This window comes from Methylobacterium bullatum (assembly GCF_014845095.1).
Classification (GTDB): domain Bacteria; phylum Pseudomonadota; class Alphaproteobacteria; order Rhizobiales; family Beijerinckiaceae; genus Methylobacterium; species Methylobacterium bullatum.
The window spans coordinates 20,777-41,656 of record NZ_NKUG01000129.1 but is presented as its reverse complement, the minus strand read 5'-3'; the positions used below and the strand labels follow the sequence as shown (position 1 = coordinate 41,656).

Below are 20,880 nucleotides of genomic sequence, written 5' to 3'. Positions count from 1 at the left end.
CTCTCCCCCTTGTGGGGAGAGGTCAGGAGTGGGGGTGGTGCCGCGTGCCTCCGTAAGCTGAGGGTCGCCCAACCACCCCCACCTCCGGCTCCTCCCCGCAAGGGGGAGGAGAGACCCGCGATACGACGACGAAGAGATATCCCGTGCCCCATACCCACGTCACGCAGGCCATCGAGGCCTATGCCCGCGGCGAGATCGTCGTCGTCACCGATGACGACGATCGCGAGAACGAGGGCGACCTCGTCGTCGCGGCCTCGCTCTGCACGCCGGAGAAGATGGCTTTCATCGTCCGCAACACCTGCGGCATCGTCTGCGCGCCTCTCACCCGCGCCGAAGCACGGCGTCTGCGGCTCGACCCGATGGTGGCTTCCAACGATGCGCCGCTCGGCACCGCCTTCACGGTGACGGTGGATGTGAAGCATGGGCTGACCACCGGCATCTCGGCCGAGCAGCGCTGCAACACGGTTCGGGCGCTCGCCAACGGCAATATGGGTGAGTCCGATTTCGTCCGCCCCGGCCACGTCTTCCCGCTCATCGCCAAGGATGGCGGCGTTCTCATGCGCTCCGGCCACACGGAAGCGGCGGTGGACCTGTGCAAGCTCGCCGGGCTGCCGCCCGTGGGCGTGATCTGCGAACTGGCCAACGATGACGGCACGGTGATGAAGGGGCCGCAGATCACGGCCTTTTCGGAACTGCACGGCCTCAAGCGCGTCTCGGTGGCCGACCTCATCGCCTACCGCCAGGCGCGCGAGAAGCTGGTGGAGCGGGTCGGGACCTTCCCGGTGAAGTCGGAATTCGGCGAGCTCACCGGCTTCGCCTACACGACCCCGTTCGAGACGGTTCAGCAATTCGCCTTCGTCCAGGGCGATATCGGCGACGGACGCGACGTGCTCGTCCGCCTGCATCGCTCCAACGTGGTGGCCGACGTGATCGGCGGGGGCAAGTCGATCGACTGCGTCCTGCGCCGTTTCGCCAAGGAAGGACGCGGCGTCCTCGTCTACCTGCGCGACGGCACCGCCGGCGTGCCGCTCTCGTCCTATGCGGAGGAGGGGGCGGAGGCCCAGCGTGTGCGGCAATGGCGCGAGGTCGGGCTCGGCGCCCAGATCCTACGCGACCTCGGCATCGTCTCGATCCGCAACCTCTCGACCTCGTCCCGCTCCTATGTCGGCCTGTCGGGCTTCGGCATCGAACTGCTGGGCGAGGTGCCGCTGGACGGGTGAGGCATCCTCACCGTCCCATCAGCGCATCCATATGGGCGGTGACCGAACGGGCGAGACCGTCCAGGCTGTAGCCGCCCTCCAGCACGGAAACGATCCGGCCGCCGGCATGCTTGTCGGCGATCTCCATGAGCTTCCGGGTGGCCCAGCCGAAATCCGCCTCGTCGAGTTCGACGCTGGCCAGCGGATCGAGGCGGTGGGCGTCGAAGCCAGCAGAAATCACGATCAGGTCGGGGGCGAAGGCGGAGAGGCGGGAGAGAACCCCCTTCTCGAACTTCTCGCGGAAGATTGCGCTGTCGTCGCCGGCCCGTAACGGCACGTTGACGATGGTGTCGTGGGTGCCACGCTCGCCCACCGCGCCCGTGCCGGGAAACAGCGGCATCTCGTGGGTCGAGGCGTACATCACCGCCGCATCGTCCCAGAAGATGTCCTGCGAACCGTTGCCGTGGTGGACGTCCCAATCCACCAGTGCCACGCGGCTGGCTCCGTGGCGTTCCCTGGCGTGGCGGACGGCGATGGCGGCGGAGTTGAACAGGCAGAAGCCCATCGCCTGCATACGCTCGGCATGGTGGCCGGGCGGTCGCATGGCGACGAACGCGTTCGAACAGGCCCCGCTCATCACCGCGTCCACGGCATGGACGGCGCCGCCGACGCCGCGCAGGGCCGCGTCGAGGGTGCCTGGGGACATCAGCGTATCCGAATCGATCTGGATATAGCCGGACCGCGGGGAGGCCGCGATGATCGCCTCCACATAGGGAACGGGATGGGCCAGGGCGACGGTTTCCGTCTCGGCGCGGGGCGCCGATTCGCGCAGCAGACCGGAGAACCGCTCCTTCTCCAGGGCGGCCTCCACGGCGCGGATCCGGTCCGATCGTTCCGGGTGCCCCTCGGGCATCTGGTGATCCAGCGCGGCGGGGTGGCTTACGTACAGGGTCGTCACGCTCATCCCTCCGAACGATCCTGGTCGTTCCACCCGACCCGACTGTGCTTTCCGCACAACATACGATGCAAATGCGCCACGGTTCAGGGTAGCGAGATTACGCGCCGATCAGTCTGCGAGTTAGATGGCGACATAATCCATCAACCACATTCTTCGAAGCCCTTTGGCTTCGAGACAGGCTCACTCTCACATGTCGCCCACGACCCGGTCGCCCATCCTCTCCCATTACGGCGTCCTGCGCCGCTCGCTCGGCGCCGCGACGATCCTGTCCGCCCTCGCTCTCGGCGCCTGCAACACGCAGACGGCGACCACCCCGCTCAGCCCGCCCACCGCGCATACGGCCCTGGCCCAGCCCGCCGCCCTCACCGGTGAGGCCCGCGACAAGGAATGGCTGAAACAGGCACCGCAAGGCAATGTCGATCCCAAGATCGCCCGCACCACCGTCGACTACAAGACGAACGAGCCCCCCGGCACCGTCATCGTCGTGACGAAGGAGCGCCGCCTCTATTACGTTCTGCCGGACGGGAAGGCGATGCGCTATCCCGTGGCCGTGGGCCATGCGGGCATGGCCTGGGCCGGCACCGCCAATGTCGACCGCAAGGGCGAGTGGCCGGATTGGAACCCGCCGCCCGAGATGATCGCCCGCCGCCCGGAACTGCCCAAGCGCCTCGAGGGCGGTCCCACCAGCCCGATCGGAGCCCGCGCGCTCTACCTCGCCGAGGGCAAGAAGGACACGCTGTTCCGCATCCACGGCACCAACGAGCCGGAGAAGATCGGCCAGGCGGTGTCGTCCGGCTGCATCCGCATGCTCAACGCGGACGTGGTCGATCTCTACGAGCGCGTTCCGATCGGCGCCAAGGTGGTGGTCCGCTGAGGCGAAACTGGACCCAGGCTCCGTCGCCGAGGCAGCGGAGCCTGGGTCCAATGATACGATTCGGAAAGGCTCATTCGTGAGCAGGCTTTAACCTGAACGTTGATTCAGATTTGACTGTTAACTTCTTGAACGGGTGCCTCCTGCATAGTCATCGACATGCAGAAACACAGACCGGCGCAAATAAAGCCGGGGAGGCACCAACCAATGATCAACCATTCGCTTCAGCTTTTCTGTAACCGTGTCGTCGCCGCCGGCCGCATCAGCGCCGCGGACGTCGTGATCCTCGGCCGCGACATCCTCCCGGACGGCATCTCGCATGCAGACGAGGCCGACATGCTCATCGCCCTCGACCGGGCCGTGCCGCAGAGCGACGCCTCCTATGCCGACCTGGTCAGCGCCGCAGTGGTGAATTTCGCCGTCTGGGGCGAGCGCCCGACCGGCTACGTCGATATCGAGATCGCCCGCTGGCTCGTCGGCTCCCTGCGCAGCGATGCCGGCCCGACCCCGCTCGCTGCCCGCATCGCCTTCGAGATCGTGCGTGAAGCCGAGACCAGCCACGAGATCCTCGTGGCCTTCGCCATCGGCAGCGCACACCGTCGCGTCCATGCGGAGGATTCCGCCTCGGCCCCCGTCGCAGAACTGCTCGAAGCCGCCTGAGCTCGGGCTGTCAGAACTTGTCTGCGGGCCGACGACGCGCTCTCTCGGGCCAAGGAGAACGGGCGCAACCGCTGCGCGGCCGTGTGGTCGCCATCCCCCGTGATTTTGAATACACATGCGCCCCGGCGCAGCGCATGAACAATCCTTCATTGGCCCAGCTTTGCGAAGCCGCACAACTGCTTTAACGGGAACGAGCTTGAGCGCGACGGCGCTCGTGACCTTTCCTGCTTCACCAGAGTGCCTGGACCGATGTTCGAGAAAATCCTGATTGCGAACCGCGGCGAGATTGCGTGCCGCATCATCAAGACCGCGCGCAGGATGGGCATCAAGACGGTCGCCGTCTATTCCGATGCCGACAGGGACGCCGTACACGTGGCGATGGCCGACGAGGCGGTCCATATCGGCCCCGCTCCGGCCGCACAGTCCTACCTGATCATCGACAAGATCATTGAGGCCTGCAAGCAGACCGGCGCCCAGGCGGTCCACCCCGGCTATGGCTTCCTGTCCGAGCGCGAGGCGTTCCCGCGCGCGCTGGCCGAGGCCGGCATCGTCTTCATCGGCCCCAATCCCGGCGCCATCGCCGCCATGGGCGACAAGATCGAGTCGAAAAAGGCCGCGTCGGCCGCCAACGTCTCCACCGTGCCGGGCTTCCTCGGCGTCATCGAGAGTCCTGAACACGCCGTCACCATCGCCGACGAGATCGGCTATCCGGTGATGATCAAGGCCTCCGCCGGCGGTGGCGGCAAGGGCATGCGCATCGCCTATTACTCCGACGAGGTCGCGGAGGGCTTCGCCCGCGCCAAGTCCGAGGCCGCGTCCTCGTTCGGCGACGACCGCGTGTTCGTGGAGAAGTTCATCACCGACCCGCGCCACATCGAGATCCAGGTGATCGGCGACAAGCACGGCAACGTCATCTATCTCGGCGAGCGCGAATGCTCGATCCAGCGCCGCAACCAGAAAGTCATCGAGGAGGCGCCGTCGCCGCTCCTCGACGAGGCGACCCGGAAGAAGATGGGCGAGCAGGCCGTGGCTTTGGCCAAGGCCGTCTCCTACGATTCAGCCGGTACCGTCGAGTTCGTCGCCGGCCAGGACAAGTCGTTCTACTTCCTCGAGATGAACACCCGTCTCCAGGTCGAGCATCCGGTCACCGAGATGATCACCGGCCTCGATCTCGTGGAGATGATGATCCGCTCGGCCTATGGCGAGGCGCTGCCGCTGACGCAGGATCAGGTGAAGCTCAACGGCTGGGCCGTGGAGAGCCGCGTCTATGCCGAGGACCCGACCCGCAACTTCCTGCCCTCCATCGGCCGCCTGACCACCTACCGGCCGCCGGAAGAGGGGCCGTTCGGCTCGGCCATCGTGCGCAACGATACCGGCGTGGAGGAGGGCGGCGAGATCGCGATCCACTACGATCCGATGATCGCCAAGCTGGTGACCTGGGCACCGACACGCGCCGAGGCGATCGAATCGCAGGGAGAGGCGCTGGATTCCTTCGCCATCGACGGCATCCGCCACAACATTCCGTTCCTGTCGGCCCTGATGGCGCATCCGCGCTGGCGCTCGGGCAACATCTCCACCGGCTTCATCGCCGAGGAATTTCCGGAGGGCTTCTCGGCGCCCGAGCCGACGGGCGAGATCGCCCAGCGCATGGCCGCCGCCGCTGCCGCGATCGACCACAAGCTCAACACCCGCAAGCGCGGCATCTCGGGCCAGATGCGCGATCCGGCCCTGCTCCATTTCGAGCGCGACCGCGTCGTGATCCTCGCCGGTCAATCCTACCCGGTGACGGTGGACGATCTCGGCGACCAGATCGTCGTCACGGCCGAGGACGGCAAGACCTGGACGGTGGAGAGCGACTGGCGTCCGGGCGAGCCGGTCTGGTCGGGTGAGATCAGCGGCACCCGCGTCGCCATCCAGGTCCGCGGCCTCCTCAACGGCGTGGCGCTCCAGCACGGCGGCGCAGCGGCCGAGGCTCGGGTCTTCACCCGGCGCGAGGCGGAGCTCGCCGCCCTGATGCCGGTCAAGGAGAATGCCGGCTCCGGCAAGCAGGTGCTCTGCCCGATGCCCGGTCTGGTGAAGGCTATCCTGGTCAAGGAAGGCCAGGAAGTGAAGAACGGCGAACCCCTCGCCATCGTCGAGGCGATGAAGATGGAGAACGTCCTGCGCGCCGAGCGTGACGGCACGATCTCCAAGATCGCCGCGAAGGAAGGCGACAGCCTGGCGGTCGACGCGGTCATCATCGAATTCGCCTGAGGGCGACTTCCTCCGGACCGGCGGGTTGGGCATCGTCTCACCCAGCCGGTCCGTGCGCTTCACCGTTCCGGGACAGGGGACTGGAGGCGGGGCGCTCGACAACACCCACCCGGTCACCCAGCCCATGCCCCTCTATTTTTCCTACGGCGCCAACATGGATGCCGCCGCCATGGCGGCGCGCTGCCCCGGCTCGACCTCCCTCGGCACCGCACGGCTGAACCGGCACCGCTTCATCATCATGCGGGAGGGCTACGCCTCGGTGGTGCGGGCCCCCGCATCCACCGTCTGGGGCGTCCTCTGGGATCTGGCGCTGGCCGATGTGCCGGCCCTCGACCGCTACGAGGGTGTCGCCGGGCGGCTCTATACCAAAGCCTATCAGCCGGTGACGACCTCGACCGGGGTGAAACGCGCTCTGATCTATCTCGGATGCAGTTCCGTTCCGGGAGCTCCGAGACCCGATTATCTTCAGCCGGTCCTGGCCGCCGCCGAAGCCGCCTCGCTCCCGCCCGCCTATATCGCGGAGATGCGCCGCTGGCTGCGGGCGCCGCGCGGCTGAGGAGACCCCATACCAAGCCTCTGCGGCGGCAGACGATCCGGCCGTCGTGAAGCAGATCGCCCCGCACCCGCGCGCCGGCGCCTACCACTACGTCGGGGTGTCGATGTCGTCCCACGCGGTCTCGTGCCCATTCTGGAACCGGGTGAGCCAGTTCAGGGCGATGTGACGCTCCGCGACGACGTCGCCATTGAGGCTCTCAAGGCGAAGGTCCTTCTGCCGGGCCTGCCGCACGATCCAATGCTCCCGCCACACTCGGTCGAGGGCGTCGAGAATCTCTCCGGACGGGCGAAGACGCAATTCCCCCGAAGCGCTTCCGTCGCTGGCGAGAGCCGCGACGGACCGCCAGAGGGCGTCGACATCGATCAGCCGATCGCTTTCGGCGATCCGGGCGGCATCGATGCCCAAAGCCCAGAACAGGGTGTTGGCCGCCTCGTAGCGCCACGTCATGGCGAAGGCGTCCTCAGCCGCGACGGCTCGGACCTGACCCGTCTCGCGGGGCGTCAGGGCATCGAGGCCCACCGGATTGCAGGCCGGCTGACCCGCCGCTATCGGCACGCCGCCGGTTGCGTGTGCCTGGCCGTGGGCGGCGACATACAGCAGCGCGAGGGCACGCCGGAGCACGTCTCCCGGGCGTCGCAGGACGAGTTCGGCCTCCCCGATGGCGGGCGGCATGGCGGCCGGTGGTTTCGGCTCCATCCCTTTAAGGCGGTCGAGTGTCCGCGCGCGGCGCGCAACGGCGTCGGGCGGATAGGGCAGGACGGCGGCCGGGTCGGATTCACCCTCGGCCGAGATGACGACCTTCATGTCGGGCGCTCGCACGGACCCGTCCGGGAGGAACAGGACCGCATTGGCGGCGTTCGCCCAGGCTTCCACGTCGTCGAGATCAACGGTCACCACCTCGAAACTCACGTGGTTTCGAACGCGTTGCAGATGACGCCAGAGATGGTAGCGAGACGCCGTCATCTGGCCGTCTCCGCGTCCCATCACGTAGCCGATGAACCCTTCGAGATGCGGCGCGAGTTCGGGATCGGACAGATCGCGCCGTCCGAACAATTCATGCGGAAAATCGAGCGGCGGCAGGTCGCGGACGGTGGCATAGGCATTGATGATGAGCGTCTCGACAGGGGCTGCCTCGGACCGCTCCCGGCTTCGCCCGAACAGTCGCCTGAGAATGTCCATCGTCGCTCCTTATCGACACTTCGCGCGTGTCCCGACCGCGCCGGAGGGGGCCGGGACCTTCGCGTCGCCGCGATCGCCCCATGACGGCGGCCGGATATCTCGCGTCCATCTTCGACTCAAGCGCCCACCGCGATGCCGTCGATGGCGGACCCGGCAGGACGTGCTTGCCTGATGTCCCGCACCCATCATGTTCGGACGAAAGTCATCGCAAAACCATTTGCTTGTTGAGTCGAGCCGAGTTTCCGGCCACGAGATCGCCCCGGTTCGGGCGCGCGGACCTGAGAGGAGCGTTTCCCTGGATACGATCAGAACCGTCGACGTGGTGATCCGCGGCCGGGTGCAGGGCGTCGGCTACCGGTACTGGACCTCACGCGAAGCGGAACGTCGCGGCCTGAACGGGCATGTCCGCAACCGCGCGGATGGCGGTGTGGAAGCCAGGTTCAGCGGAGCGTCCGAGGCGGTCGCCGCCATGCTCGATGCCTGCCGGCTGGGGCCCGCCGGCGCCGCCGTGTCCTCGGTCGAGGCGATCGATGCGGCCGATCCGCCCGATGCGGGATTTCGCATCCTGCGAGACTGATCTCCCTCCGCCGTCGTCCATGACAGCGGGTTACTCCGATCCGTCACCGTCAGAGATTCGTTTCCCACGGATCGGGCCGATGCCCTATGGTCCGCGCCGCAGGCGGACAGGTGAGACCGGGTTCCGGTCGGCCACAAGCCGGGAAGCGATCAGAGCCCATGCAGCACCCGTTCACCCTCGCGGATTTCTCGCCGCTCGACATTGCCGGCCTCCTCTACTTCGTCACCGCATGGGCCGGCTACGGCATAGCCGTTGCGCGGATGCGCGGGCGGCGCACGAGTCTGAGCCAGATCATGAACCGCCAGCGGGAGGAATGGTCGCGCCAGCTCACCGTCCGCGACAACCGCGTGGTCGACACCACGATCAACGCCTCCCTCCAGAACGGGACGGCCTTCTTCGCCTCGACCTCCCTCATCGCGCTCGGCGGCGTGCTGACCCTGTCCCGCTCCGGCAACGACGTGCTCACCCTGTTCGGCGCGCTGCCCTTCGGCGCCATCGCCACCCGCGTCACCTGGGAGATCAAAGTGGCGGGCCTCGCCATGGTCTTCGTCTACGCGTTCTTCAAATTCGCCTGGGCCTACCGCCTGTTCAATTACGGCGCGATCCTCATCGGGGCGGTGCCTCCCAAGGGCACAGGCGCCCCGAAAGCCGACATGGACCGCGCCGCCAGACGGGCCGCCGCCATGAACATCGCCGCCGGCAGCCATTTCGCGAAAGGGCAACGCGCCTTTCTCTTCGCGCTGGCCTATCTCGGCTGGTTCGTGAATGCCTGGTTCCTGATGATCGCCACCACGGCCGTCATCTGTGTCATGTGGCGCCGGCAATTCACCTCCGACATCCGCGCCATCCTCCTCAACGAGGACGACGAGGCCACCCTGCAGGACACCGAGTCATGAGCACAGAGCGCAAATCCGTGAGCGAGGAGGAGATCGGCGAATCGATCCTCCGCCTCGTCGCCGAGCGGGGCGAAGGCAAGACCGTCTGCCCCTCGGAAGTCGCGCGTCATCTCGGCGGGCCGCATCCGGACGCCTGGAGCCCGCTGATGCAGCCGGTTCGCCGCATGGCCGTGCGCCTCACCAAGGAAGGCCGCATCGCCATCCTGCGCAAGGGCAAGCCCGTGGCCGACCCGGACGACTTTCGCGGGATCTACCGCCTCGGAATGCCTGCCCCGGACACCGGGGAAGCCTGAGCCGCGCCGCCGCGAAGGGGTCAGTCGGACTTCGCCTGCGGCGCCGGCAGCAGCGCGTCGGTGTAGCCGGCGAGCCGGTAGACGATCAGCCCGATCCATTCCTTGACCACGAGGTCGAGGACCAGCAGCCCATCGGAGGCGAAGCTCTTCGGCTTCCACGCGTCGCTCCATCCCACCGTGCGGTAATCGACCGGATAGGCCGTCACGTCGAAACCGGCCTGGCGGAAGCAGCCGATGGCGCGCGGCATGTGCCAGGCGGAGGTGACGAGCAGCCAGCGTTCACCCGTCACCGGCTTGACCAGATCGGCCGAGAAGCGCGCGTTCTCGTGGGTGTTGCGCGAGCGGTCTTCCAGGATCAGGCGCGTGCGCGGCAGCCCGAGCGTATCGGCGAAGCGGCTGACGATCGCGGCCTCGGACGTCCCGTCGTTGCCGAGCAATCCGCTCCCCCCGGAGAAGAGGAGCCGCGCCTGCGGGTAGAGGCGGGCGAGATCCGCGAAGGCGATCTGGCGCTCGCCGGCATCGTTCACCGAGAGCTGGCCGCGCGCCAGCGTCGTCTGGGTCTCCACCGCGCCACCCAGCACGATCACGCCCGTGATCGGTGCACCGTCCTCCGCGAAGCGTGGGAACCGGTTTTCGAGGGGCAGGGCGATCCAGGCGGAGAGAGGCAGGAGACCGCCGAGGAAGAGCCCGGCGAAGCCGAGGAGGGCCAGCCCGCGCCCGAGGCGCGGCGTCCAGCCGCCGAACATCAGGACGCAGCCGAGAAGCCCGATCAGGATGAAGAAGTTCGACGGCGTGATCACGAAATAGATCAGTTTCGAGAGCGGAAAGAACATGTCTGGACCCTGAAGCCTCGTATCTGCCGGACGATTCCGCGTGTGTGGGTCAGTCCCGATCCGGTCCGTCCGCATCCGGCGGGTAGGGATGCTCCTGCCCCTGCGGGTCGGTGACCCGCCAGCCGGATTCGTCGGCCCCGAGATAGGACGGCCCCACCGGCACCTTGCCGTGGCCGCCGGGAATATCGAGGACGTAGAGCGGCTGGGCGAGGCCGGACAGGCGCCCGCGCAGGCGCCCCATGAGATCGCGCCCCGCCGCCAATCCGGTGCGCAGGTGGCCGGTGCCCGGAGCGAGATCACCGTGATGGAGGTAGTAGGGCTTCACCCGGTTCTCGACGAATCTCCGCATCAGGCTCGCGAGGGTCTCCGGGTCGTCGTTGACCCCGGCGAGGAGCACCGTCTGGCTCACCATCGGGATGCCGGCATCGACGAGACGGGCGATGGCGGCTGTCGCGGCCGGCGTGAATTCGCGCGGATGATTGGCGTGGAGCGCGACATAGACCGCGCCGCCGAAGCGCTTCAGGGCAACGACGAGATCGTCGTCCACGCGGGCGGGCTCGACCACCGGCACGCGGGTATGGATGCGCAGGACCTTGACGTGCGGAATGACGGCGAGGGCCTCGGCGATCTGCCCGAGCCGGCGGGCCGAGAGGGCGAAGGGGTCGCCGCCGGTGAGGATCACCTCCCAGATGTCGGGCCGGTCGGCGATATAGGCGAAAGCGGCGGCGAGTTCGTCCTCGCTCAGGGTGCCGAGCCCATCCGGCCCCACCATCTCGCGGCGGAAGCAGAAGCGGCAATAGACCGGGCAGACATGCAGCGGCTTCAGCAGCACCCGGTCGGGATAGCGATGGACGAGGCCTGGAAGCGGCGAATGCGCGGCATCGCCGATCGGGTCCGAATCCTCCTCCGGACGTGTCGCCAGTTCCTCCGCGCGGGGCAGGAACTGGCGGGCGATGGGGTCGGCGGAATCGGTGGGGTCGATGAGTTCGGCCATGTCGGGCGTCACCGAGACAGCGTATCGCGCCGCCACGGCTTCGAGCGCGGGAAGATCGGAGGCCGCGACGAGCCCGGCTTCGACGAGTTGCGCGGGGTTGCGGAGGGAGCGGGGAAGGGAATGGGGAAGCGGCCTGTTCACGCGTTGCCATCCATCGCCGCCGGCGTCTCCGCGACCGGCGTCCAGATCACGTCGTCGATGCGCGGCGCGCCGACCGCGAGCATGACCAGCCTGTCGAGGCCCAGCGCGATGCCGCTCGCTTCCGGCATGATGGCCAGGGCCGAGAGGAAATCCTCGTCGATCGGGTAGGTCTCACCGTAGATCCGCGCCTTCTCCGCCATCTCGATCTCGAACCGGCGCCGCTGCTCGTGCGGGTCGGTGAGCTCGCCGAAGGCGTTGGCAAGCTCGACGCCGCAGGCGTAGAGCTCGAACCGCTCCGCCACGCGGGGATCGCGGGCGCTGGGACGAGCCAGGGCCGCCTCGCTCACGGGATATTCGTAGAGCAGGGTCGGCCGCCCGTCGCCGAGCTTCGGCTCGATCAGGGCGACAAGGACGCGGCTGAACAGGTCGGCCCAGGAATCGTCGGCCGCCACCCGCAGGCCACAGGCGGCCACCGCTGCGGCGAGGCCGTCCCTGTCCGTGCCGCCGCCGGGCTCGATCGTCGCCAGGAGGTCGATGCCGGCATGGCGCTCGAACGCCTCGGCGAGGGTGAGGCGCTCGAAATCCGCGAAGGGATCGGATTCCCGGCCGCGAAAGCGGAAGGAGCGTGCCTTCGCCTCGTCGGCAGCCAGCGCCAGGATGTCGGCGCAGTCGCGCATCAACACCTCGTAGTCCTCGCCGGCCCGGTACCATTCGAGCATGGTGAATTCCGGATGGTGCAGGGGACCGCGCTCGCGGTTGCGGAACACCCGCGCCAGACTGAACAGCCGCGTCTCACCCGCCGCCAGCAGCTTCTTGCAGGCGAATTCCGGTGACGTGTGGAGATAGAGCGGGGAGGCGGCGCCATCATGGCCGATGGCCGAGGTGGCGAAGGCCGAGAGATGGGCCTCGTTGCCCGGCGAGACCTGGAGGGCGGCGGCTTCGACCTCGACGAAGTCGCGGGCCGCGAAATGCCGGCGCAGGGCCGCGACGATGCGGTTTCGCGCGAGGAGAGCCGGGCGGCGGTCGGCATGGCGGTGCGGTGCCCACCAGGGCGAGGGAGAACCGGTCACGCCCGCGCGTCCCGTAGCCGGCACGCCAAATGCGCATGCCGGCGCCGTGCTGCTGGCAACAGGCCGCCGGATAGGGTAGTGGCGAGGCACAGATGTCGCTCCCGCGGGCCGAATCCGCGCCGGGGCATCGCATATATTGTCTCGAACAGGATCTGACCCCGTGAAGGTGATCGCCTCTACGCTCCGCAAGGGCAACGTCGTCGACAAGGACGGCAAGCTCTACGTCATCCTGACGGTGGAGAACATCCACCCCGGCAAGGGCACTCCCGTGACGCAGCTCGACATGCGCCGCATCACCGACGGGGTGAAGGTGTCCGAGCGCTACCGCACCACCGAATCGGTGGAACGCGCCTTCGTCGAGGACCGCGAGCACACCTTCCTGTACGAGGACAGCGAGGGCTACCACTTCATGAATCCTGAGAACTACGATCAGGTGGCGGTGCCCAAGGACGTCGTCGGCAGCGCCGCGCCGTACCTGCAGGAAGGCATGAAGGTGATGCTGGCCTCGCATAACGACGTGCCGCTCACCGTCGAACTGCCCCAGCGCGTCACCCTCGAGATCACCGAGACCGAGCCGGCGATGAAGGGCCAGACGGCCTCCTCCTCCTACAAGCCGGCGATCCTGTCCAACGGCGTGCGCACCGCCGTACCGCCGCATGTGGCGGTGGGCACCCGCGTGGTGATCCTGACGGAAGACGGTTCCTACGTGGAACGCGCCAAGGATTGAGGATCGAGGATCCCCGATCACCGTGGATCCTCTAGGCTCGTGTTCATCGAAGGCTTGGGCACCCGCCTCCCTCGTGAGGCGGGTGCCTTTCGTTCAAGACGGCCTCACGGCGATACCGCTGGACCATCGGCCGTTTCGTAACAGGATTGGGACAGAGCCTGGGCCTTCGCCCGCTCCTCCGCGTTGAAACTCCGCCCCTTGATCGCCCACAGATTCTCGCGCTGGAGGGCATCGGCGACGCAGCGGGCGGCCACTCGGCATGTCTGCGCATTGCCCCCGGTCGCCTCACACTGCGTGCGGTAATCCTGACGGAATGCAACGAGACCGGCCTTCGGATGCGGACCGGTCACGGTCACGACGCCCGTCAGCAGGGCGAGCAGAAGCGGCTGGTGCACGAGATACACCGCGAGGCTGTGGCGCCCGGCCAGGGCCAGCCCCCGCGAGGGGAGCGATCTCGGCCGCCACTGTGACAGGCGACTGCGCATGAAGGCCGGCAGCCCGAGCCGGGCCAGTGCGAGCCCCAAGAGAACCAGCCCGAACCAGGGAAACAGGGGCACGTAATCGTTGGTGCGGGGCGGCAGCATGCCGAGGCCGAGGAAACTCAGGATCGGATCGTCGAAGACGGCGAGGTGATAATCCGGGTTCGCCATGACGGCGGGCGTTGCCAGCACGACGATGCCGACCACCAGTGCCGCCACCGGCGAGACCCGCAGGAACGGCACGGCGAGCACGCTCGATACGGCGATGCAGTGCAGGATTCCGAAGAAGATGTAGCTGTCGGGAAAGGTGTAGAATGTCGCCGCCGTAGTGAGGAGGGCGGCGATGCCGATCCGCGCGAGCCGCAGGAGAAACGCGCGGGGCCGGAGACCGTCCCGGTTCATCAGGACGAGGCCGATGCCGACGAGCACGAGGAACGTGCCGGCGATGAGATGGGCCGCGACCTTGCCCAGCGGCGCCAGGGCGTAGTTCTCCGGCGTGAGCCTCAGATCTCCGAGATCCCAGGTGGTGTGGTAGACGGCCATCGCCAGGAGAGCGATGCCGCGCGCGACGTCGATGAGATCGAACCGCCGGGCCTCGCGGAACCGGGTGGTGGATTGTGGCGCTTCGGCACCCGTGACGGGGCTCGCCGTCGAGGCGCTCATGCGCCCGGCCTCGGATGGGGCTGCCGTTCGGGCCGGGCGCATGAGCGCGGGCAGGGCGAAGGCTTCGCCACGGAAAGGAAGGTCTGGATCATCCGCGTTGGCTATCGCCGGTGGTGAGTCCGACGCAAGGGCACCGCCGATCGCGGGATCATCCGTTCGCTCCGGCGCGATGAACAAATGCAGGGCTTCTCCCGACATGATGGCGACCGATCGTGATCGGCCCGAACCCGCCCCGCCACTCGGCAGAGAGGATCTGCGATAGAGGCCTCGGGAAAGATTCGGCGCAAATGCCGCGTCCCGGACGGCCTGTTGCGCCCGAGCCGATATGCTGAAGAATGTATCAATCGCCGCAGTCGTTGTCGGTCAAACGGGCTTCCGCCGGGTTGTGACTTTGTTAATCTGTGGTGCGGATCGCGACGCGTGATTCGGTGTGGGTTGCTTACATGTCGGACGATGTCGGATCAGGCGCGCATGGGCTTCACGCCTCGGGGGAATCGGTCAACGGGCGAAGCACCGATCTCGCCGACGGAGAGGTGCTGCGCCCCCTCGACCTCGTCGAGGTATCAGGCCGCATCAAGTGGTTCGACGTCTCGAAAGGGTTCGGCTTCATCCTGCCGGACGACGGCTCCGCCGACGTGCTGGTTCATATCACCTGCCTTCGCCGCGATGGACATCAGGCGGCGAGCGAGGGCGCACGGATCGTGGTGGAAGCCACCGAGCGGCCGCGTGGCTGGCAGGCTTTCCGGGTGATCTCCCTCGATCAGTCGACGGCGACGCATCCGTCCGAACTCCCCATGCCCCGCACACATGTGAGCGTGACGGCGACGAGCGGGCTCGAGACGGCGGTGGTGAAGTGGTTCAACCGTCTGCGCGGATTCGGCTTCCTCAGCCGTGGCGACGGCTCTCCCGACATCTTCGTCCATATGGAAACGTTGCGTCGCTACGGCATCGCCGAACTGAAGCCCGGTGAGACCGTTCTCGTTCGGTATGGCGACGGTTCGAAGGGCAAGATGGCGGCCGAGGTTCGGCTTCTGGACGGCGCGCTGCCCGCCTCCCACTGACGGAATGACCACGTGACATCGTTCAACGCCGCCCGCTCGTTCGCGCCCTTGCGCGCGCTCCTGATCCTCGTCGCCATCCTGGCGGGCCTCGGCGCCGCCACCGCTCAGGAGGTCGCGGCGACGGAACCTCTGGAAATCGCCAGCAGGGGTACCCGGCACAGCTTTTCCGTCGAGGTGATGCGGGACGACGAATCGCGCTCGCGCGGCCTGATGTTTCGCCGCTCGATGCCGCCCGAGCACGGCATGCTGTTCGACTTCCAGAAAATCGAACGCGTCGCCATGTGGATGAAGAACACCTACCTGCCCCTCGACATGCTCTTCATCCGGCCCGACGGAAGCATCGCCCGGATTGCGACGAATACCGAGCCCCTGTCGACCAAGGTCATCCCATCGGGCGAACCCGTGGTGGCGGTGTTGGAGCTCAACGCCGGCACGACGGCCAAGCTCGGCATCAAGGCGGGCGACCGGGTCGAGCACACGATGTTCGGATCGCGCTGAAAACTGAGTATCGGTCGTCCTCGACCGGCGGTCTTAAGCGAACGCAGCGTGAACAAGCGTCTTGACGCCCGCTCGGTTTCCCACCAATGTTCCCTCATTGTTCCATGAGTGAGTGAGCCTGCGTCAGTGCGCTCCTCGACGATGGCAGGGGAACGCGATGATCGATCTTGAGGCTTCGAGCGAAGAAGTGGTCCTGTTCGAGAACGCCGACTGGCGCGTGATCGCGGATGGTCTGGAGCATCGCGGGACCGGATATTTCATCGCGCGCGACGGGTTGGGGCGGCGCTCCGAGACGGGCCTTTGGGAATGGCCGCTCCATCTTGCGGAGAAGAGCTGGTGCTCCCTGCGCCCGTTCCGTGAGGCGTTCCAGGCGGCCGCCGATCTGTTCGATGTGGAGCGCGACGAGGCTTTGGCGCAGTCCTTCGTCACCGGCTTCGGTCTCCGGATGGGGCAGGGCGGTCAGCCCGGCAGCGAAGGCTTCACCAAGCTGGCGGAACTGGTGCGTCCGAAATCCATAGCCCGGCGGCGGCCCGCCGCGTCGGATAACCGTCCGTCCCCGCATCGCAATGGTGCCGGCCGGAAGGACGAGGTCGAGATGGTGCGCGCGGCCCTGTCCTGACGTGACCTCGGCCGGTGATACTCTAGTTGTCTGAAGACGCGTCGTACGGCGCCGGGCAGGAGAGCATCCCATGGACGATCACGGGACGGACAAGGACCAGCGGAGCAAGGGACTGGGCGGCCTCGACGGGCTCGTGGTCCCGCCCTTCTCGCGGCGGGGCTTCGTCATGACGAGCCTCATCGCCGGGTTCACCCTGGCCGAGGCGAATGCGCAGGCGCAGGTGGTCACGACGGATTCGGCCGGTCTCGTTGCCGGTGAGGTGAAGATTCCGGCGGCCGACGGGCCGATGCCGGGTTATCGGGCGATGCCCGAAGGGGCGGGTCCGTTTCCCCTGATTCTCGTCATCGAAGAGATTTTCGGGGTTCACGAATACATCAAGGATGTTTGCCGTCGGCTGGCCAAGGTCGGCTATTGCGCGGTCGCGCCCGAACTTTACGCGCGGCAAGGCGATCTCTCGAAGATGACGCACGTGAAGGCGATCGTCCGTGATGTCATCCTGAAGACCCCGGACGCCCAGTGGATCGCGGATCTCGACGCCGCTTCATCCTGGGCCATCGCCGATTCGAAAGCCGATGCCGGGCGGATCGGCACGATGGGTTGGTGTCGCGGAGGACGCGGAGCATGGCTCTACGCGGCGCACAGACGCGACCTGAAGGCAGCGGTGGCGTGGTACGGCCCGCTCGGCGGTGACCGCACGGAGCTTCAGCCCAAAACGGCGGGGGACGTGGCGACCGATCTCCATGCACCACTCCTCGCGATCTACGGCGGCGCCGATACGGGCATTCCCGTGGCCAGCGTCGAAGACGCCCGCGACCGGGCGAACGCCGCGGGGCGCAGCGTCGAGCTCGTCGTGTTCCCGGAGGCGCCGCACGGGTTTCACGCCGATTACCGGCCGAGCTATCGCAAGGACAGCGCCGAGCAGGGTTGGGCTCGCGCTCTGGCGTTTCTCAAAAGCCACGGGGTCGGGTAAATCGTACCGCAGTGCACCGGCGCGAAGAATGGCTCGACGGGGGGATCAGCCACCTCCCGTGAGAGCGTTCCCTCTGCAAGAATTGAGAAACCGGCACCTTGATCATGATTTTGCGGCGCGAACCCGTCGAAATTCATGATCCGAGCGCTGGATCGACACATTGACGGGCAGGACTACATAGCGTTGCTGGGATGGCGGCCGATGCGGCCGTCAGCCCTGAAGAGCGTTCCGGACCCATGAGTGCTGTGAATCCATCGGGCGCGAAACCGGTGATCCTCGTCGTCGAGGACGAGCCCGACGAGCGATTTCTCGCGGCCGCTTTACTGGAAGAGACCGGCTTCAGCGTCATCGAGGCGGAAACCGCCGAGCGAGCCTTGGCAATCCTGAACGAGAAGGACGGTGCGGTGAGCGTCGTCTTCTCCGATGTGCGCACCCCCGGTCCCATCGGCGGTTTCGAACTCGCCCGGATCATCGGCGTCACCTGGCCCCGCGTGCGGGTTCTGCTGACCTCCGGCGATGCCGGCGATCAGCCGAGTGACCTGCGGGTTTCCGCGACCTTCATCCCGAAGCCGTGGCGGGCATCGGATATCCTGGCCTGGGTCGAAGAGGCTTCAGGCCGCACGCCCGAGCAAGGGCCGGGCATCGACAGGATCGGCGGCAACACCGCCTGATGGTCGTTCGGCCGGCAGCCACAATTATCCCAGTTTAAAAGGAAACTTCTTCGGCGCCAGCCGTTGGTCCATGGGTTCATGATTGATGGAACCAGACTGCACGAGCTTCAAATGAGCACCACCGCCACGATGACCATGGCCAATATCAGTCGATCAGGACAATCGTATACCGTCTACTCGGAGTCGAGGATGATGCAGAATGTCGGCGACAATCTGCGCACGATGTACAGCGAGATCATCGACCATTCCGTGCCCGAGGAATTGCTTCGTCTGGCGAAGCTCATCGACGACAGATGCAATCCGGGAGCGGAGACGCGATAGGGCGATGTCTCTCTTGCCGCGATCCTGATCCTACCATTGGTGCGGCCCGAATGACGCAATCCGTCAGGACTTGGCGGGAGACCGGGATCGTCTCGCCTTCATCGCTGAAAACCTGATATTCCGGGCGCGCCCCTCCGGATCGATCTGACGAGCCCGTCATGCGTTTGAAAGCCTGCCTCGTTCTCGGCGCCTCGCTTGTCGTCGCGTCGTTGTGCGAACCGGTCCTCGGCGCGACACCGCCCAATCAGCCCGCCCAAGGCCCGGGCGGGATTGGAGATCGCTCCGTATCCATCGTGAAACGGGCGCTCGGGCGCCCCAGTGCGGCGACCTTCGTCTTCCACGCGGCCGGTGCGGCACCGGCGGAAGGGCGACCCGTCGTCGTTTTCCTGCACGCCTGGGGTTCGCCCAACCCGTTGCCTTACGGAGCATGGATCGATCACCTCGCCAGAGCCGGGTATCTCGTCGTGTTTCCCCGCTTCCAGGAGATCAACCGGACGAGGCCGGCGGATGCCACCGGCAACGCCGAGAAACTGGTGAAGGCCGCCCTCGCGGATCTCGAGACCGATCCCGATGCCAAGCCCGACCTGAAGCGCGTCGCCCTGATCGGCCACCTCGCGGGTGCACCGATCGCCGCCAACCTCGCTGCCGATGCCGGGGAGGCGGGCCTGCCGGTGCCCCGTCTCGTCTTCGCGATCATGCCGGGCGGGATCGCGAGCGATGCCAAATCCCGGGGGGTCGTTTTGCGCGACCTGTCGAAGATCGATCCCGAGACCCTGGTCATCACCGTGATCGGCGACCGGGATGCCCGCGCCGCCGACCTTGCCGCCAGACGCCTCCTGCGCGAAGCGAGTGCCGTCGCGCCCGAGCGTAAGCTCTTCATCCGCGCGCTCTCCGACGATCACGGTTTCCCGTCGCTCACGGCGACATTGACCTCGCCGGGCGCCGTGGACACCGCCTATGACGGGGGTGCCATCAAGCTGCCGCCGGAGCCCCCGAAGGATCCCAAGCAGCCGCCGGCCCCATTCAAATGGTCGGCCGACATGTCGCTGACCGGCGAACAGACGACGCTGCTGGCTCAACTCAACAATTCCCGCGCGGACAGTCTCGACTATCTCGCCTACTGGAAGACGTTCGATCTGGCCGCGGCCGCGGCGTTCGGCGGGGATCCGACGAGCCTCAAGGCCAATCCGCGTTTCAGCGACATGGAGCGCTGGAGCGACGGCTGGCCGGTGAAACGTCTCGCCGTGGAAACGCCCCGCCCCGCGCGGGTGGCCGCGCCGGTGGCCCCGGTGCCTGCGTCCGTCGCACCGCCCAAGCCGAAGCCCGCCCGCCGGCCCTGATCGCGGCCCCTTCGCGCACGATCGGCAGGTCGCCGGGGCTTGCCTTTGCGACGGCTTTTGCCGAAAGCGGGCCGGTTCCCCCTCATGCCGACGAACCGAGCCCGGAAGGTCCCGATGAAGCTGTTCCATTCGCACTTCTCGCCCTTCGCGCGGAAGGTCATGGCCTGCGCTCATGTCCTGGGCCTCGTCGACCGTATCGAGTTGCTGCCGAGCGCCGCGCATCCGGTGAAGCGCGACGGCACCATCCTCGCCCATCACCCCATGGCGCAGGTGCCGACCCTCCTCGATGACGAGGGCCACGCCTTGGCCGACAGCCGGGTGATCTGCGAATATCTCGATGCCCGCGCCGGCGGAGCGCTGTTCCCGCCGGCCGGCCCCTCCCGCTGGACGGCGCTCAACGAGCAATCCATCGCCGACGGCATCCTCGATGCGGCCCTGCTGATCCGCTACGAACTCACGGCCCGCGACGCTTCCGAACGCTCCGTCGCCTGGATGGACGGCCAGGAGGCCAAGATACGAAGCGCGCTGGCAGCCCTCGACGACCGGGCGCGAGGCTTTGCCGACCGGGTCGATATCGGGACGATCAGCATCGCCTGCGCCCTCGGATATCTCGACCTGCGCTTCACCGAACTCGGCTGGAAGCAGGAGTACCCGGATCTGGCGGCCTGGTTCACGAGCTTTGCCGCCCACCCCGCCATGGAGGCGACGAAGCCGCCGGCGGCCTGAACCGGACATCGTTGGTGGGGAAAGGCTGGCGCGCGCCTTGCTAGTTCGAAATCCGGTTCTCCGGAGGTCGTGCCATGCCCGATTTCGTCGCCGCCCTGATCACCGCCGCCGCCTTCTGCGCCGGGCTCATCCTGCTCAATGTCCTGACGCGCTGGGCGATCCAGGCACAGATCGCGCCGGCAGACCTCGCCGAGAACGGATTGCTCCAATACGGGCTCGCCCTTGCCCTCGCCGGATGCACATGGCAACGGGCACTGGCCACGCCGCCGGTTCCGGGCGGAAGAGTCCGGCCCCGTGTCGCCGGGTGAAACAGCGGCCGGACGAC

The 20,880-nt window shown here is 67.2% G+C and carries 24 protein-coding genes; 18 read left to right on the top strand and 6 right to left on the bottom strand.

Features of this window, described 5'->3' with window-relative positions:
- The first annotated feature begins 143 nt into the window (after positions 1-143).
- Positions 144-1,220 (top strand): 3,4-dihydroxy-2-butanone-4-phosphate synthase, encoded by a 1,077-nt coding sequence (gene ribB / locus MBTS_RS17760; RefSeq protein ID WP_018044426.1) that lies wholly within the window; start codon positions 144-146, stop codon positions 1,218-1,220.
- Between the two features lie 7 nt (positions 1,221-1,227).
- Here the strand turns inward: ribB and MBTS_RS17755 are convergent, their stop codons facing one another.
- Positions 1,228-2,163 carry a histone deacetylase family protein gene (locus MBTS_RS17755; protein ID WP_018044425.1) on the bottom strand — a complete coding sequence of 312 codons (936 nt, stop codon included), beginning with the start codon at positions 2,161-2,163 and terminating at the stop codon, positions 1,228-1,230.
- 184 nt (positions 2,164-2,347) lie between these two features.
- Between MBTS_RS17755 and MBTS_RS17750 the strand changes: the two genes are divergently transcribed.
- The 4 genes from MBTS_RS17750 to MBTS_RS17735 all read left to right on the top strand — a co-directional run bounded on the left by MBTS_RS17750 (position 2,348) and on the right by MBTS_RS17735 (position 6,497).
- Positions 2,348-3,031, top strand: a complete 684-nt coding sequence (locus MBTS_RS17750) for a L,D-transpeptidase (protein ID WP_056146459.1) — start codon at positions 2,348-2,350, stop codon at positions 3,029-3,031.
- Between the two features lie 204 nt (positions 3,032-3,235).
- Positions 3,236-3,688, top strand: coding sequence for a hypothetical protein (locus MBTS_RS17745; protein WP_018044423.1), 453 nt, complete (start codon positions 3,236-3,238; stop codon positions 3,686-3,688).
- A gap of 249 nt (positions 3,689-3,937) precedes the next feature.
- Complete coding sequence (locus tag MBTS_RS17740; protein ID WP_192216138.1) at positions 3,938-5,941, top strand: acetyl-CoA carboxylase biotin carboxylase subunit; 2,004 nt, start codon at positions 3,938-3,940, stop codon at positions 5,939-5,941.
- A gap of 124 nt (positions 5,942-6,065) precedes the next feature.
- Entirely contained in the window at positions 6,066-6,497 is a 432-nt protein-coding gene (locus tag MBTS_RS17735) for a gamma-glutamylcyclotransferase (RefSeq protein WP_192216140.1), read from the top strand.
- Positions 6,498-6,584: 87 nt separating this feature from the next.
- Here MBTS_RS17735 and MBTS_RS17730 read toward each other — a convergent pair whose 3' ends face one another.
- The gene (locus MBTS_RS17730) at positions 6,585-7,676 is read right to left on the bottom strand and encodes a DUF4272 domain-containing protein (protein ID WP_192216137.1); all 1,092 of its coding nucleotides are present in this window, start codon (positions 7,674-7,676) and stop codon (positions 6,585-6,587) included.
- Positions 7,677-7,995: 319 nt separating this feature from the next.
- On the opposite strand from MBTS_RS17730, the gene MBTS_RS17725 reads away from it, so the two are divergent.
- The 3 genes from MBTS_RS17725 (at position 7,996) to MBTS_RS17715 (ending at position 9,442) form a co-directional block, all read left to right on the top strand.
- Entirely contained in the window at positions 7,996-8,253 is a 258-nt protein-coding gene (locus tag MBTS_RS17725; protein WP_082494208.1) for an acylphosphatase, read from the top strand.
- A 158-nt stretch (positions 8,254-8,411) separates the two neighbouring features.
- Positions 8,412-9,149 (top strand): DUF599 domain-containing protein, encoded by a 738-nt coding sequence (locus MBTS_RS17720; RefSeq protein ID WP_192216136.1) that lies wholly within the window; start codon positions 8,412-8,414, stop codon positions 9,147-9,149.
- Positions 9,146-9,442 carry a DUF3253 domain-containing protein gene (locus MBTS_RS17715; RefSeq protein WP_018044417.1) on the top strand — a complete coding sequence of 99 codons (297 nt, stop codon included), beginning with the start codon at positions 9,146-9,148 and terminating at the stop codon, positions 9,440-9,442. Before MBTS_RS17720 ends, MBTS_RS17715 begins: the two co-directional genes overlap by 4 nt.
- Positions 9,443-9,462: 20 nt before the next feature.
- On the opposite strand, the gene MBTS_RS17710 is transcribed toward MBTS_RS17715, so the two are convergent.
- From MBTS_RS17710 to epmA, 3 genes are read right to left on the bottom strand one after another with little or no spacing between them, the layout of a single operon-like run.
- Positions 9,463-10,275, bottom strand: a complete 813-nt coding sequence (locus MBTS_RS17710; protein WP_018044416.1) for a YdcF family protein — start codon at positions 10,273-10,275, stop codon at positions 9,463-9,465.
- Between the two features lie 49 nt (positions 10,276-10,324).
- Complete coding sequence (locus MBTS_RS17705; protein ID WP_056146466.1) at positions 10,325-11,410, bottom strand: lysine-2,3-aminomutase-like protein; 1,086 nt, start codon at positions 11,408-11,410, stop codon at positions 10,325-10,327.
- A complete protein-coding gene (epmA, locus tag MBTS_RS17700) occupies positions 11,407-12,480 on the bottom strand; it encodes an EF-P lysine aminoacylase EpmA (RefSeq protein ID WP_192216135.1) in 1,074 nt (357 codons plus the stop codon). Before epmA ends, MBTS_RS17705 begins: the two co-directional genes overlap by 4 nt.
- 160 nt (positions 12,481-12,640) lie before the next feature.
- Here epmA and efp point away from each other — a divergent pair, with 160 nt between their 5' ends.
- Positions 12,641-13,207 carry an elongation factor P gene (gene efp / locus MBTS_RS17695; protein ID WP_018044413.1) on the top strand — a complete coding sequence of 189 codons (567 nt, stop codon included), beginning with the start codon at positions 12,641-12,643 and terminating at the stop codon, positions 13,205-13,207.
- 104 nt (positions 13,208-13,311) lie between these two features.
- On the opposite strand, the gene MBTS_RS17690 is transcribed toward efp, so the two are convergent.
- The gene (locus tag MBTS_RS17690; RefSeq protein WP_373321257.1) at positions 13,312-14,349 is read right to left on the bottom strand and encodes a heparan-alpha-glucosaminide N-acetyltransferase; all 1,038 of its coding nucleotides are present in this window, start codon (positions 14,347-14,349) and stop codon (positions 13,312-13,314) included.
- Positions 14,350-14,792: 443 nt separating this feature from the next.
- Between MBTS_RS17690 and MBTS_RS17685 the strand changes: the two genes are divergently transcribed.
- The 9 genes from MBTS_RS17685 to MBTS_RS17645 all read left to right on the top strand — a co-directional run bounded on the left by MBTS_RS17685 (position 14,793) and on the right by MBTS_RS17645 (position 20,863).
- On the top strand, positions 14,793-15,410 hold the full coding sequence (locus MBTS_RS17685) for a cold-shock protein (RefSeq protein ID WP_056146470.1): 618 nt from the start codon (positions 14,793-14,795) through the stop codon (positions 15,408-15,410).
- 12 nt (positions 15,411-15,422) lie between these two features.
- Positions 15,423-15,908: a DUF192 domain-containing protein gene (locus MBTS_RS17680; RefSeq protein WP_056146472.1), complete on the top strand. Its 486-nt coding sequence runs from the start codon at positions 15,423-15,425 to the stop codon at positions 15,906-15,908.
- 157 nt (positions 15,909-16,065) lie between these two features.
- Positions 16,066-16,527: a hypothetical protein gene (locus tag MBTS_RS17675; RefSeq protein WP_056146474.1), complete on the top strand. Its 462-nt coding sequence runs from the start codon at positions 16,066-16,068 to the stop codon at positions 16,525-16,527.
- 70 nt (positions 16,528-16,597) lie between these two features.
- Positions 16,598-17,497, top strand: a complete 900-nt coding sequence (locus MBTS_RS17670; RefSeq protein WP_238253783.1) for a dienelactone hydrolase family protein — start codon at positions 16,598-16,600, stop codon at positions 17,495-17,497.
- A gap of 236 nt (positions 17,498-17,733) precedes the next feature.
- Positions 17,734-18,168: a response regulator gene (locus MBTS_RS17665; protein ID WP_192216134.1), complete on the top strand. Its 435-nt coding sequence runs from the start codon at positions 17,734-17,736 to the stop codon at positions 18,166-18,168.
- A 111-nt stretch (positions 18,169-18,279) separates the two neighbouring features.
- Positions 18,280-18,489, top strand: coding sequence for a hypothetical protein (locus MBTS_RS17660; protein WP_238253782.1), 210 nt, complete (start codon positions 18,280-18,282; stop codon positions 18,487-18,489).
- Positions 18,490-18,647: 158 nt separating this feature from the next.
- Positions 18,648-19,829 carry a dienelactone hydrolase family protein gene (locus tag MBTS_RS17655; RefSeq protein ID WP_147830123.1) on the top strand — a complete coding sequence of 394 codons (1,182 nt, stop codon included), beginning with the start codon at positions 18,648-18,650 and terminating at the stop codon, positions 19,827-19,829.
- A 114-nt stretch (positions 19,830-19,943) separates the two neighbouring features.
- On the top strand, positions 19,944-20,555 hold the full coding sequence (locus tag MBTS_RS17650) for a glutathione S-transferase family protein (protein ID WP_147830121.1): 612 nt from the start codon (positions 19,944-19,946) through the stop codon (positions 20,553-20,555).
- A gap of 74 nt (positions 20,556-20,629) precedes the next feature.
- Positions 20,630-20,863, top strand: a complete 234-nt coding sequence (locus MBTS_RS17645; protein WP_192216132.1) for a hypothetical protein — start codon at positions 20,630-20,632, stop codon at positions 20,861-20,863.
- The last annotated feature ends 17 nt before the right edge of the window (positions 20,864-20,880 follow it).

Excerpts from the sequence above, each read along its gene's own strand:
- MBTS_RS17755 (WP_018044425.1), bottom strand. The coding sequence starts at position 2,163 with ATGAGCGTGACGACCCTGTACGTAAGCCACCCCGCCGCGCTGGATCAC.
- MBTS_RS17750 (WP_056146459.1), top strand. The coding sequence starts at position 2,348 with ATGTCGCCCACGACCCGGTCGCCCATCCTCTCCCATTACGGCGTCCTG.
- MBTS_RS17745 (WP_018044423.1), top strand. The coding sequence starts at position 3,236 with ATGATCAACCATTCGCTTCAGCTTTTCTGTAACCGTGTCGTCGCCGCC.
- MBTS_RS17740 (WP_192216138.1), top strand. The coding sequence starts at position 3,938 with ATGTTCGAGAAAATCCTGATTGCGAACCGCGGCGAGATTGCGTGCCGC.
- MBTS_RS17735 (WP_192216140.1), top strand. The coding sequence starts at position 6,066 with ATGCCCCTCTATTTTTCCTACGGCGCCAACATGGATGCCGCCGCCATG.
- MBTS_RS17730 (WP_192216137.1), bottom strand. The coding sequence starts at position 7,676 with ATGGACATTCTCAGGCGACTGTTCGGGCGAAGCCGGGAGCGGTCCGAG.
- MBTS_RS17720 (WP_192216136.1), top strand. The coding sequence starts at position 8,412 with ATGCAGCACCCGTTCACCCTCGCGGATTTCTCGCCGCTCGACATTGCC.
- MBTS_RS17715 (WP_018044417.1), top strand. The coding sequence starts at position 9,146 with ATGAGCACAGAGCGCAAATCCGTGAGCGAGGAGGAGATCGGCGAATCG.
- MBTS_RS17710 (WP_018044416.1), bottom strand. The coding sequence starts at position 10,275 with ATGTTCTTTCCGCTCTCGAAACTGATCTATTTCGTGATCACGCCGTCG.
- MBTS_RS17690 (WP_373321257.1), bottom strand. The coding sequence starts at position 14,349 with ATGAGCGCCTCGACGGCGAGCCCCGTCACGGGTGCCGAAGCGCCACAA.
- MBTS_RS17685 (WP_056146470.1), top strand. The coding sequence starts at position 14,793 with ATGTCGGACGATGTCGGATCAGGCGCGCATGGGCTTCACGCCTCGGGG.
- MBTS_RS17675 (WP_056146474.1), top strand. The coding sequence starts at position 16,066 with ATGATCGATCTTGAGGCTTCGAGCGAAGAAGTGGTCCTGTTCGAGAAC.
- MBTS_RS17670 (WP_238253783.1), top strand. The coding sequence starts at position 16,598 with ATGGACGATCACGGGACGGACAAGGACCAGCGGAGCAAGGGACTGGGC.
- MBTS_RS17665 (WP_192216134.1), top strand. The coding sequence starts at position 17,734 with ATGAGTGCTGTGAATCCATCGGGCGCGAAACCGGTGATCCTCGTCGTC.
- MBTS_RS17660 (WP_238253782.1), top strand. The coding sequence starts at position 18,280 with ATGAGCACCACCGCCACGATGACCATGGCCAATATCAGTCGATCAGGA.
- MBTS_RS17655 (WP_147830123.1), top strand. The coding sequence starts at position 18,648 with ATGCGTTTGAAAGCCTGCCTCGTTCTCGGCGCCTCGCTTGTCGTCGCG.
- MBTS_RS17650 (WP_147830121.1), top strand. The coding sequence starts at position 19,944 with ATGAAGCTGTTCCATTCGCACTTCTCGCCCTTCGCGCGGAAGGTCATG.
- MBTS_RS17645 (WP_192216132.1), top strand. The coding sequence starts at position 20,630 with ATGCCCGATTTCGTCGCCGCCCTGATCACCGCCGCCGCCTTCTGCGCC.